This is a genomic window from Bradyrhizobium macuxiense, assembly GCF_007993935.1.
In the GTDB taxonomy this organism is placed as follows: domain Bacteria; phylum Pseudomonadota; class Alphaproteobacteria; order Rhizobiales; family Xanthobacteraceae; genus Bradyrhizobium; species Bradyrhizobium macuxiense_A.
The window spans coordinates 19,322-31,060 of the sequence record NZ_VITY01000010.1 but is presented as its reverse complement, the minus strand read 5'-3'; the positions used below and the strand labels follow the sequence as shown (position 1 = coordinate 31,060).

9 protein-coding genes are annotated in these 11,739 nt (G+C 66.0%); 4 read left to right on the top strand and 5 right to left on the bottom strand.

Annotated elements, in window-relative coordinates:
- Positions 1-28 precede the first annotated feature (28 nt).
- Positions 29-790: a class I SAM-dependent methyltransferase gene (locus FBZ93_RS25245; protein ID WP_146989485.1), complete on the bottom strand. Its 762-nt coding sequence runs from the start codon at positions 788-790 to the stop codon at positions 29-31.
- 236 nt (positions 791-1,026) lie between these two features.
- Here FBZ93_RS25245 and FBZ93_RS25240 point away from each other — a divergent pair, with 236 nt between their 5' ends.
- Entirely contained in the window at positions 1,027-2,349 is a 1,323-nt protein-coding gene (locus FBZ93_RS25240) for an MFS transporter (protein WP_146989483.1), read from the top strand.
- A 187-nt stretch (positions 2,350-2,536) separates the two neighbouring features.
- On the opposite strand, the gene FBZ93_RS25235 is transcribed toward FBZ93_RS25240, so the two are convergent.
- The gene (locus tag FBZ93_RS25235; protein WP_146989481.1) at positions 2,537-4,255 is read right to left on the bottom strand and encodes an N-acyl-D-amino-acid deacylase family protein; all 1,719 of its coding nucleotides are present in this window, start codon (positions 4,253-4,255) and stop codon (positions 2,537-2,539) included.
- Between the two features lie 162 nt (positions 4,256-4,417).
- Positions 4,418-6,238, bottom strand: a complete 1,821-nt coding sequence (locus FBZ93_RS25230; protein ID WP_246667636.1) for a chloride channel protein — start codon at positions 6,236-6,238, stop codon at positions 4,418-4,420.
- Between the two features lie 78 nt (positions 6,239-6,316).
- Here FBZ93_RS25230 and FBZ93_RS25225 point away from each other — a divergent pair, with 78 nt between their 5' ends.
- Positions 6,317-6,781: a MarR family winged helix-turn-helix transcriptional regulator gene (locus FBZ93_RS25225; protein ID WP_146989479.1), complete on the top strand. Its 465-nt coding sequence runs from the start codon at positions 6,317-6,319 to the stop codon at positions 6,779-6,781.
- Positions 6,782-6,982: 201 nt separating this feature from the next.
- Positions 6,983-8,551 carry a CYTH and CHAD domain-containing protein gene (locus FBZ93_RS25220; RefSeq protein ID WP_146989477.1) on the top strand — a complete coding sequence of 523 codons (1,569 nt, stop codon included), beginning with the start codon at positions 6,983-6,985 and terminating at the stop codon, positions 8,549-8,551.
- A gap of 3 nt (positions 8,552-8,554) precedes the next feature.
- Here FBZ93_RS25220 and FBZ93_RS25215 read toward each other — a convergent pair whose 3' ends face one another.
- Positions 8,555-9,787 carry an MFS transporter gene (locus tag FBZ93_RS25215; protein WP_146989475.1) on the bottom strand — a complete coding sequence of 411 codons (1,233 nt, stop codon included), beginning with the start codon at positions 9,785-9,787 and terminating at the stop codon, positions 8,555-8,557.
- A gap of 229 nt (positions 9,788-10,016) precedes the next feature.
- Here FBZ93_RS25215 and FBZ93_RS25210 point away from each other — a divergent pair, with 229 nt between their 5' ends.
- Entirely contained in the window at positions 10,017-11,306 is a 1,290-nt protein-coding gene (locus FBZ93_RS25210; RefSeq protein ID WP_146989473.1) for a hypothetical protein, read from the top strand.
- Positions 11,307-11,410: 104 nt separating this feature from the next.
- Here FBZ93_RS25210 and FBZ93_RS40755 read toward each other — a convergent pair whose 3' ends face one another.
- Positions 11,411-11,584, bottom strand: a complete 174-nt coding sequence (locus FBZ93_RS40755) for a hypothetical protein (protein WP_167529210.1) — start codon at positions 11,582-11,584, stop codon at positions 11,411-11,413.
- Positions 11,585-11,739 lie beyond the last annotated feature (155 nt).

The window sequence follows — 11,739 nt, the reverse complement described above, 5'->3', positions numbered from 1 at the left end:
TCTGGTCAGGTGGAGCGATGGCGGTGCCTCATTGCGGCTTCTGGTATTTCAGGACGAACTCGTCGATCGGCACCGGGGCCTTGAAGACGGGAATGTCCTTCGGGTCCTCTGCATGATGCAGGAAATCGCCCTCGGCCACCAGCTTGAAGCCGGCCGCCTCGATCTCCTGCTTCAAGGTGCTCTCCTCGATCCGGTGCAGTGTCTTGGCGACATTGGTGCCGTCGCCCGGCTTGGCCGAGTGGTCCGCGATGACGAGGTAGCCGCCCGGCTTCAGCGCGGCGAACATCTTCTTGTTCATCGCGGCGCGATCGACCGGCAGATAGCTGATGTCGTGATAGAAAAAGAAGAAGGTGATCATGTCGAGGTTTTTGACGTCGGGCGGGATCGGGTCGTCATAGTCCCGCACCACGTGGATCACGTTCTTCATCGCGGGCGACTTCGCGCGGGTGTCGAACTTGTCCTTGACGAAGCGCTCGAGCACCGCAGCCGAATCCTGGGCGTAGACCTTGCCCGACGGGGCGACGGTGCGCGCCAATAATTCGGTGCTGTAGCCGGCGCTCGCCGCCATGTCGAGGATGGTCATGCCGGGCTTGACGCCGGCAAAGGCCAGCATCTTGGCCGGCAGGCGGCGCTGATCGACCTGGCGATCCGCGTCGCTGCGATCGGGCGCGGCGACGATCGCGGCGTAGTCGGGACTGGCGGCGTCGTCTGCGCGGACAGCGGGCATGGCGAGCAGCGTGGCGGTCGCGAGCGCAGCGCAGGCGACCGAGCGAAGCATCAATCTGTTCATGAAATAACCCAACCTTTGATAACCTTGGCTTTTGCTGTCCCCGAGCATAGCAGCGCCTCCATGACAGATCACCGCTTCGCGGCCGCGCCGACGCGATCGTGATCGGCCGTTACAGCTGTGCGGGGTCGTGCGACCCCGGGAAAATGCGTTGTTGCGTTGCCCGGCGAGGCGTGGCTAGCATCGCCGATTGGGGCCGATCTTACGAAGCCAAAAAACGAAACGACGGGGAGCCAGACATGACGACGCAACCGACGCCCATGGGGACGTCGAAGGGGACCGGGACGCCGAAGGGCGCCTGGACCATCACCTTCCTCCTTTTCCTGTTCATGGTGGTGAACTTTGCGGACAAGATCGTGGTCGGGCTAGCCGGCGTGCCGATCAGGAAGGAGATGGGCCTCACCCCGGAGCAGTTCGGCGATCTTGGCTCGGCCTTCTTCTATCTGTTCTCGATCTCGGCGATCGTGGTCGGGTTCATTGTCAACCGCGTTGATACGCGCTGGGTGCTGCTGATCCTGGCGGTGATCTGGTCGCTCGCGCAATTTCCGATGATCGGCACCGTCAGCCTCACGACGCTCACGATCTGCCGCATCATCCTCGGCGCCGGCGAGGGGCCGGCCTTCTCGGTCGCTGCGCACGCGATCTACAAATGGTTTCCGGACGAGAAGCGCACGCTACCGACCGCGATCCTGTCGCAGGGCTCGGCGTTCGGCGTGATCCTCGCGGTGCCCGCGCTGAACTGGATCATCGTCAATCACAGCTGGCATCATGCCTTTGGCGCGCTCGGCATCGTCGGCCTGCTCTGGACCGTCGCCTGGTTCGCGCTCGGCAAGGAAGGGCCGCTGGTGTCGACGACTGCTGTCGTCGCCGACGAGCCGCGGATTCCCTACTGGAAGCTGTTGACCTCGCGCACCTTCGTCGGCTGCGTGATCGCGACCTTCGGCGCCTATTGGGCGCTGTCGCTCGGGTTGACCTGGTTCACGTCCTTCATCATCGAGGGACTTGGCTTCTCGCAGCAGCAGGCCGGCTTTGTCTCGATCCTGCCCTGGATCTTCGGCGCGACGATCGTGATCCTGACCGGCTGGATCTCGCAGTTGATGCTGGCGCGCGGCTTCACCACCCGTGGCGCGCGCGGCGTGCTCGGCTCGGTGCCCCTGATCATCGGCGGCGCCATTCTAGCGACCTTGCCCTACGCGCCGCAGGGCGGGCTGATGATCGCGTTGCTGGTGATCGGCTCCGGCCTGTGCGGCTCGATCTATGTGGTGTGTCCGCCGATGCTCGGCGAGTTCACGCCGGTGTCGCAGCGCGGCGCGATCATCGCGATCTACGGTGCGCTGTACACGATCTCCGGCATCCTGGCGCCGATGGTGATGGGCAGTGTGATCCAGCACGCGGCGACGCCGATGGCGGGCTACATGTCCGGCTTCACCATCAACGCCGCGATCATGGTGGGCTCCGGCCTGCTCGGGCTGTTGCTGCTGTGGCCGAACACCGAGCGCGCGCGGCTGACCGGGCAGGCTCAGCCCGCGGACACGATCAAGGGCGCAATGTCGCCGACGTAGGGCATGCTCGCCTTACCCTCCTCTGGAGGGGGAGGGTCGACGCGAATGAAATGCGCGGCGGGGTGGGGTGATCTCTCCATTCGGGCACTGCCCGTGTTGAGAGATCACCCCACCCCGTCTCACATTTCGCTGCGCTCAACGTGATCCGACCCTCCCCTCCAGGGGAGGGTGCGTCGCGGCCTCTATCTCAATTCAATCCCCGCGCGCCACGGACCAGCCTGCCCGGGCGTGCGCCGGTGGCCTTGCCGTCGCGTTGGGTCACGACACCCGACACGATGGTGGCGTCGTAGCCGTCGACCTGCTGCAAGAGGCGGCGGCCGCCGACCGGGAGGTCGTAATGCACCTTCGGCGGATGCAGATGCAGCCGGTCGTAGTCGATCACATTGACGTCGGCCTTGAAGCCCGGCGCGATCACGCCGCGATCGGTGAGGCCGACCGACAGCGCGGTCTTGCGCGACTGCGCCGCGATCACGAACGGGATCGACAGCTTCTCGCCGCGGCGGCGGTCGCGGGTCCAGTGCGTCAGGAGATAGGTCGGGAAGCTGGCATCGCAGATGATGCCGCAATGCGCGCCGCCGTCGGACAGGCCCGGCACGGCGCTGGGTTCGCGCAGCATCTCGTGCACGGCATCGAGATTGCCGTCGGCATAATTCAGGAACGGCACATAGAGCATGCCGCGGCCTTCGTCGGTCAGCATCGCGTCATAGGCGAGCTCTTCCGGCTGCCGGCCCTGGCGGCGCGCCTGCGGGCCCAGCGCGTTCTCCGGCGGTTGCTCGTAGTCCGGCGGATTACCGAGCAGATACATCTTGTCGTAGTTCGGCCGGAAGAACAGCGGATCGTCGGTCGCCGTCGCGCTCTCGCGCAGGATCGCGGCGCGCACCTCAGGCCGGCGCAGATGCGCCAGCCGCTCGGTCAGCGGCAACTTCGCGATCTCACGGTAGCTCGGATGGGTCTGGAACGGGTTGCGCGACAATTCGAGCCCGAGCAGCAGCCCGACCGGCCGCGCCGCGATCTGGGTCGTAATCGACAGGCCGCGGGCGGCGGCTTCATTGATGGTGTCCATGGTCTGCCGCCAGCGCCGCGGCGCCTTGTCGGCCTGGGCGACCGAGAACGAGATCGGGCATTTGGTGTTCTCGGCGACCCGCAACATCATCGGCAGGTCTTCGTGGACGGTGCTCTGGTCGAGCACGAATTGCAGCACGCTGCGGCCGACGCCGTGCATCGCGCCGGCGATCGCGGTCAGTTCATCCTCGCCCGCTTTCAGCGTCGGCGTGTAGTCGCCGGTCGAGGTGCGATGATTGAGCGTGCGCGAGGTCGAGAAACCGAGCGCGCCCGATCGCACCGCGTCGCCGGCGAGCGCCGCCATCTGTTTGTTGTCCTCCGGCGTTGCCGGATCGCGGCGCGCGCCGCGCTCGCCCATCACATAGACGCGCAGCGCGGCGTGCGGCAGTTGCGCGCCGATATCCATGTCGAAATTGCGCTTCGACAGCCATTCCATGTAGTCGGGGAAACTCTCCCACGCCCAGGGAATGCCGGCGGAGAGCACCGGCTCCGGAATGTCCTCGACGCCTTCCATCAGCTGGATCAGTCTGTTGTGGTCGCTCGGCCGGCACGGTGCGAAGCCGACGCCGCAATTGCCCATGATCGCTGTCGTGACGCCGTTCTGCGACGAGGGCGTGATGTCCTGACTCCAGGTCACCTGGCCGTCGTAATGGGTGTGGACGTCGACGAAGCCCGGGGCGACGAGCTTGCCGCGCGCGTCGATCTCTTCCTTGCCCTTGGCGGAGACCTTGCCGACCTCGGTGATCTTGCCGCCGGAGATCGCGACATCGGCTTCATAGAGATCGCCGCCCTTGCCATCGGCAATGTTACCGCCGCGGATCACGAGGTCTGGGGTCGAGGTCATGGCATTTCATCCCAAGGCTGTTTTTGATTGTCCGGCATCATGGGTGAGCCCTTGATGCTGTCAACCATCGCCGATGAAGCTCTGGGATGCGCTGGCAGTTCGTCGCGCCTTGGCGTTGCCGCCCGGCGGAAATTTGTTCCCGCCAGGCAAGCCGCCGCGGGGCTAGCGCGCGCCGAAGAACGCTGTCTTCTGGGTCTCCTCGGCCTGCAACCTGGCGCGCACGCGCATCAGGTCCTTCCAGCCGATATAGCCGACCAGGCGCTGGTCCTCGCGCGAGATCACAGGCAGATGCGAGACATTGACCTGCATCAGGCGGTCGGCGAGCCGGTCGAGATATTCGTCCGGGTAGGCGACCGTGATCTTGCTGCCGGCCAGCAGCTGCTTGAGCGTCGCGGTGCGATGCTTGCCGGCGCGGCGCCAGCGCAGCACCGACGGTGGGTCGATCACCCCGAGCACGTGTTGGTTGGCATCGACAACGGGGAAGCTCGGATGGCCGGTCTTCGGGTTGGTCAGGAAGGCGGCCGCGCCGTGCAGCGTCATGGTATCGGCGACCGTCTCGACCGCCCTGGTCATGACGTCGCGCACGCGCGTCAGCGCGAACGGATCGACGCGATACTCGCGCACCAGATGGTGGCCGCGCCGCGCCACCTTCTCGGTGAGGATCGAGCGCCGCATCAGCAGCACCGTGACGCCGTGCGCGCAGCAGCAGGCCGCGATCAGCGGCAGCAGCACATGGGTGTTGCCGGTGAGCTCGACCGCGAAGAAGGTCGCGGTCAAGGGCGAGCGCATCGTGCCGCCCATCGTCGCCGCCATCGCCAGCAGTGCCCAGAAGCCCGGGCTTGCGGCCGGCAAATAGCCGCTCAGTGCCGTGCCCATCGCGCCGCCCATGATCAGCAGCGGCGCCAGCACGCCGCCCGACGTGCCGGAGCCGAGCGCGACCGACCAGATCACGGCCTTCACCACAAGCAGCAATAGCGCGGCCTTCAGCACCACGTCGCCGCTCAGCATCGACGCGAGGTTGTCATAGCCGACGCCGAGCGCCTGCGGCTCGATCAGGCCGCCGAGGCCGACGACCAGACCGCCGATCAGCGGCCACCACATCCAGTGGATCGGCAGCTTCAGGAACAGGTCCTCGAATCCGTAAACCAGCTGGGTGAGCACGCCCGACAGCAGCCCGGAGAGGATTCCGATCAGCATCCAGGCGCCGAGCTGCAGCACCGAGATGTCGACACTGCCCGTGAACGGAAACAGCGGCGCCGGCATGTGCAGGAAGGTGCGCCCGACCGCCGCCACCACGGCGGCGACGGTGACGGGAATGAAGCTGCGCGGCGTCCATTCGAACAGCAGCAGTTCGACCGCGAGCATGATCGCCGCGATCGGCGTTCCGAACACGGTGGTCATGCCGGCGGCGGCGCCGGCCACCAGCAGGGTCTTGCGCTCGTTGTCCGTCACCGGGAGCATCTGCGCGATCAGCGAGCCGATCGCGCCGCCGGTCATGATGATCGGGCCCTCGGCGCCGAACGGGCCGCCGGTGCCGATCGAGATCGCCGACGACAACGGCTTCAGGATCGCCACCTTGGGATCGAGCCGCGAACGGCCGAGCAGGATGGCTTCGATGGCTTCCGGGATGCCGTGCCCGCGGATCTTCTCGCTGCCGAAGCGCGCCATCAGGCCGATGATCAGCGAGCCCGCGACCGGCACCAGCACGGTCCAGAGGCCGAGCGGCGAGTTCTGCAATTTCAGGTCGGCGAAGCTGAACTTGCCGAAATAGGCGATGTTGGTAGCGAGCTTGATCAGCTCCAGCAGGCCAGCGCCGGCCAGCACGCCGGCGGCGGAGACAAACACGGCGATCGCCGAGATCACCACGACGCGCGGATCGGTGGTGAAGTCGCTCAAGAGGTGGCTCGCCTTGTCGCCGATCTTGGCACTGGTCTTGGCGCTGGTCTTGGCAGCGGCGCTCGATTTGGTGGAAATGACGCTCATCGGTGGCGTAAGGCTCGCGTGTGAAGTGGACGGGCGCGTCATATCGTATTGCGATATAATTACAAGCGGGAGGATCGAATGGCAGCGATGAAGAGACCCTCGAAATCGCCGGCCAAATCCCCGATCAAGGCCCGAAAACGGGTTCCCAGCCAGGCCGATTACGAGGCGCTGTCGCAATTCCGCTATTTGATCCGCCGATTTCTGGAATTCAGCCAGGATGCCGCGAAGGCCGCGGGCCTGACGCCGCGGCAGCATCAGGCCTTGCTGGCGATCCGGGGCTATCCGGGCGGCGGTCCGGTCACGATCGGCGACCTCGCCGAGCGGCTGCGGCTTCGCCACCACACCACGGTCGAGCTGGTCGATCGCCTCGCCGAAGCCGGGCTGGTCGAGCGCGTGCTCGATCCCGCCGACCAGCGCCGGGTGCTGCTGAAACTAACCGGCCTTGCCGCCGATCATCTCGCCGAACTGTCTGCGGTGCATCTCGATGAGCTGTCGCGGATCGAGCCGCTGTTGAAGCAGGTCCTGTCGCGACGATCGGGATGAATGCGTCGTGTACGACGCTGCGCGCGGCGGGCTTCCCTCGCCCTTTGGCTGGCGCAGTAGCCACAAACAACTTGACCGGGTAATTTTAGATTAAATACGCAGCTAAATGCACGCTGCGATACGACGGTGCGCCTTGCCAATGTCATGAAACCTTCATAAACAAAACCGGGGGCGATATCATTGAATGGACGGCGGCCGGTCGTGACCGATGCGGGCACTGCCATTGCTGTCGGGCATGGCGATCAGACGGAATTCGAGCTCAAGCTCCTTGCGCCGCAAGGAAGCCTCGAGAAGCTACGCGAGGCGCCGTGCATCGTGCAGCATGCGCGCAATCGCGGCGCATATCACCGGCTGGAAACGGTGTATTACGACACGGCCGAACGCCTGCTGTTTCAGCATGGCATGTCGTTGCGCGTCCGCCACAGCGGCAAGAGCTTCATCCAGACGCTGAAGCTTCCCCCCAATGCCGCGCAGCCCCTGATGCGGCGCCAATGGGAGATGCCTGTTGAGGGCATGACCCCCGATCTTACGCTATTTCCCGCCGACGAGGTCGGTGATCCCGTTGCGACGCTGGGCAACGATGCGCTGGTGCCGGTTTTCGAGACGAAGGTGCGCCGGCACGCCCGACAGCTCGATCTGCCCGATGCGTCGGTTGAAGTCGTATTCGACGAGGGAACGATCGAGGCCGCTTCGCGCCAGGAGGTGCTGTCGGAAATCGAGATCGAACTGAAGAGCGGCAATGCCGGCGTCCTGTTCGATCTCGGTACGCAGCTGCTCGACGCGGCGCCGCTGCAGATCGGCACGCGAAGCAAGGCGGAGCGCGGCTATGCGCTGGCGTTCGATGTCGCGCCATCCGCAGTGAAGGCCGAGTTGTCGGGCATCACCGCGGAGCTTGTGGTTGACGACGTCATCGCACTGCTGGTGGGCTCGTGCTGGCATCATCTCCTGAAAAATCACGCGGTGGCCGAGCAGGGGACCGACCCCGAAGGCGTGCACCAGATGCGCGTGGCGTTGCGGCGCTTGCGGACGATCTGCGCGCTGTTCCGGCGCGACATTCCATCGCCGGCATTTCTGACCGTCAACGCCGAAGCAAGATGGCTGATGCGGCAGCTCGGCAAGGCTCGGGATTGGGACGTGTTCGCCGAAACGACGATCACCCGCCTGGTCAAAGCGGTTCCGGATATCGATCTCGATGGCCTCCGCCAGGCGGTCGAACAGCGTCAGAAGTCGAGCTACGGCGCCTTGCATGGCGTCCTGGCCGATCCCCGTTGCAGCCGCTTTCTGCTCTCGCTGGGGCAGCTGGTGGAGCGTCGCAGCTGGCGCAACGAGATCGACAGCGAAGCGCTGGCGATCCTGTCGCAGCCGATGCCGGTGCTTGCCGATCGAATTCTGCAGCGGTTGCATCGCAAGACGTTGAAGCGTGGTGCGCGCTTCCGGCGGCTCGATATCCACGCGCAGCACAATCTGAGGATCAACCTCAAGAAGTTGCGCTATGCGGCGGAGTTCTTCCTGCCGCTTTACGCCGCCCACGCGCCGGCGAAGCGCTACGTGAAGCGGCTCGCCGGGCTGCAGAACAGCCTCGGGCGGGTGTGCGACATTGGCAGCACGCGCGTGCTGCTCCACACCATCGCGCAGGACGACCAACCTGCGCTGCATCTCGGCATCGGCGCGATGGCCGGCTGGCTGGCCCGCGATCAGATCGCGGTGGCAAAAACGCTGCGCAAGAGTTGGCGGCGGTTCAAGACGACGCCCGTATTCTGGGGCCGGTGAGTCCTAACGCGCCTTGGCCTGGATTGCACCCGCGGAGGCCTGCGGCTTGTGCTCGGTGACCGACGCGAGCAACACGGTCAGCACCATGAACACCACCGACGCGCCGAACACCCAGTGCGGCATGTGCTGGTCCATGATCCAGCCGAACAGCAGCGGGCTGACGATGCCGCCGAAGTTGAAGCCGGTTGAGACGATGCCGAAGGCGCGGCCGGCGGCGCCGGGAGGCGCGGCGTTGCGCACCATCATGTCGCGCGACGGCGCGATCACGCCGCCGAGGAATCCGGCAAGCCCCATCGCGAGCGTCAGCACCACCGGCGGCAGGTTCATCAGCGCGATCAGCAGCACCAGCACGGCATTGACCGCGAAGCAGGCCGCGGCGAGCTGGCTGTGGCGATGGGTCCAGTCGGCGAGATAGCCGCCGGCGAGCACGCCCGCGGCGCTGGCGCCGAGGAACGCGGTCAGCGCGATGTTGGCGGTCGAGAACGATGCGCCGTAACCGCCCATCAGCGCGACCACGCCGAAATTGTTGATGCCGGAGGTCGACAGGCTGAGCAGCGTGAAGAACGCGGTCAGCACCATCAGCGCCGGCGTGACCACGCTGGCCTTCGGCGCCGCATCGTCCTTTGGCTTGTTCTTGTTGGCGCCGGCATCGGGAATGCCGAGCACGATCAGGAACAGCGCCACCAGCGGTCCGACCGCGCCGGCCACGATCAGCGCGCCGGGGCCGCGGATCGAGGCGACAAGCGCTGCCATGATCGCAGGCGCCACCGCGCCGCCGAGGAAGCCGGCGAAGGTGTGGATCGAGAAGGCGCGGCCCATCCGCGCCTCGTCCATATGGGCCGAAAGGATCGCGTAGTCGGCCGGATGATAGACGCTGTTGGCGAGGCCGAGCAGCACGGCGCAGACGATCAGCGACGTGTAGCTCAGATGCAGGCCGAGCCCGATCAGCGCGCAGCCGCCGACGGTCAGCCCGATCAGCAGGATCTTGCGCGCGCCGATATGGTCGGCCAGGTAGCCGATCGGCGCCTGGGTCAGGCCCGAGACCACCGCAAACACCGTCAGCGCGAATCCGAGTTCGACATAGCCGACGCCGAGCTGCTGCTTCAGGAACGGGAACAGCATCGGCAGCACGAAGATATGGAAATGGCTGACCCAATGGGCGACCGAAATCCCGGTCAGGGTGCGCAGCGCGCTGTCGGCTTTCGCTTGCTGCGGTGCGGCCAGGATATCGACCATTGCTGATACAACCCTATTCCATAGCGTTTTCGAGCGACGTGGTGCCGGTTCGCGTAAAGAAAACGCGTCAAATAAGAAGCAAAGCCCGGCAGGGGGGGCCGAAAATAGAGGCTGGCCGCTAATTGTCCATGAACGCAGGCGCATGGCTGCCCCCGGCGCGGGCGTGCCGGATCGACACATGCGGCATTAAAGGCGGCGACAAAGTGTGGCCGCGCGGTGATGATCGGCCATGATCGACGCCAAAAAGCCGCTCCGCGTGCTGATGTCGGAGGGCTCCAGCACCTCCGGCCGCGAGGCGATCACGATCCTGGGGCTGGCCGGCCATCACGTCGAGGTCTGCGATCCCTCGCGCTGGTGCCTGGCCCGCTATTCCCGCTTTGTCCGCAAATACCACCATTGTCCGCCGCTGCGGTCGGATCCGGCCGGCTACCTCGGCTTCGTCGAGCGCCTGCTGACGTCGCGGCATTTCGACGTGCTGCTGCCGACCCATGAGCAGGGCTTCCTGTTCGCCCGTGCCGCGGCGCGGCTGACATCGCATGCCGGCCTCGCGCTGCCGGATTTCGCCTCCTATCGCGAAGTGCACAGCAAGGCCGGTTTCAGTCGGCTGCTCGATCAGCTCGGCCTGCCGCAGCCGCCGACCCGGATCGTGCGCTCGGCCGAGGAGCTGCGCGACGGCCTGCGGTTTCCATCCGTGGTCAAGACCTCGGTCGGGACCGCGAGCCGCGGCGTCTGGTTCGTGCGTGATGCCGGCGATCTCAACCGCGCGCTGTATGACCTCGAATCCGCCGGCGATCTTGCCGGCGAGGTGCTGGTGCAGGATCTCATCACCGGCACGGTCGAGAAGGCGCAGTCGGTGTTCTGCCACGGCACGCTCATTGGCTTCCACGCCTACCGGCAGATTGCGGCCGGCGTCGGCGGCGGCGAGGCGATCAAGGAGAGCGTGAGCCGGCCGGCGATCGGCGCCGCGCTCGAGAGGATCGGTGCGCATCTCGGCTGGCACGGCGCGCTCTCGGTTGATGTCATCATGCCGCTCGACAGCGCAACGCCGCTGTTGATCGACTGCAATCCGCGGCTGGTCGAGCCCATGAACGCGTACCAGTCCGGCACCGATCTGGTCGATCTCTTGCTGCGCCTCTCGCTCGGCGAGACGCCGGCGCCGCTGGGGGAGAGCCGCGCCGGCGTGCGGACGCATCTTGCGATGCAGGCGCTGCTCGGCAGCGCATCGCGCGACGGCACGCGGCGCGACCTGATCCGGGAGTGCGGCCGCATCGCCGCGGGCGAAGGGCTCTATCGGGGAAGCGCCGAGGAATTGACGCCGCTCCGGCTCGATTGGCTCAGCGCCGTGCCGCTCGGGATGACGGCCGCGCTGCTGCTGGCCTCGCCGCCGATCGCCGCATCGCTGGCCCGCGGCGGCTTTGGCGCGCATCTGCTCGATCGCGGGAGTATTGCAAAGATCGAGGGCGAGGATTTTTTGCACGATCCCTCAGCACGTCGTCCCGGCGAAAGCCGGGACCCATAACCACCGCAGCAAGTTTGGCGGCATGCTGGGGCGGCACCTTACGCAACAGTGCGCTTCAGGGGTAATGGGTCCTGGCTTTCGCCAGGACGACATCGTGGCTAGCCCTACAACGGCTCGTCGTCATTGCCGTAGCGGTCGAGCTTCGGCGTGGCGATATCGCCATCCTCGTAATAATCGTCGTCCTGCGATGCTGCGGGCGGCGGAGGCTTTTTCGACTTGTCGTCGAACTTGTCGTTGCTCCCGGCGCTGCCCTTGCTCTTCTTTCCAGCCTTGGCCATGCGTTTCCCCTGCGCGGGTCAAATCGTCTGCCGCAACACTACTCCAGTTTGCGGGCGCATGTAATGTGAGAGGAGGCGCGGCGCGTCACACCCGCCGCGCCGGTAGCTCAGACTATCGCGCCGGCCACGGCTTTTGCCGAGTATCGCTTGTCTGC

Excerpts from the sequence above, each read along its gene's own strand:
- FBZ93_RS25240 (WP_146989483.1), top strand. The coding sequence starts at position 1,027 with ATGACGACGCAACCGACGCCCATGGGGACGTCGAAGGGGACCGGGACG.
- FBZ93_RS25210 (WP_146989473.1), top strand. The coding sequence starts at position 10,017 with ATGATCGACGCCAAAAAGCCGCTCCGCGTGCTGATGTCGGAGGGCTCC.
- FBZ93_RS25225 (WP_146989479.1), top strand. The coding sequence starts at position 6,317 with ATGGCAGCGATGAAGAGACCCTCGAAATCGCCGGCCAAATCCCCGATC.
- FBZ93_RS25215 (WP_146989475.1), bottom strand. The coding sequence starts at position 9,787 with ATGGTCGATATCCTGGCCGCACCGCAGCAAGCGAAAGCCGACAGCGCG.
- FBZ93_RS25230 (WP_246667636.1), bottom strand. The coding sequence starts at position 6,238 with ATGAGCGTCATTTCCACCAAATCGAGCGCCGCTGCCAAGACCAGCGCC.
- FBZ93_RS25235 (WP_146989481.1), bottom strand. The coding sequence starts at position 4,255 with ATGACCTCGACCCCAGACCTCGTGATCCGCGGCGGTAACATTGCCGAT.
- FBZ93_RS40755 (WP_167529210.1), bottom strand. The coding sequence starts at position 11,584 with ATGGCCAAGGCTGGAAAGAAGAGCAAGGGCAGCGCCGGGAGCAACGAC.
- FBZ93_RS25245 (WP_146989485.1), bottom strand. The coding sequence starts at position 790 with ATGAACAGATTGATGCTTCGCTCGGTCGCCTGCGCTGCGCTCGCGACC.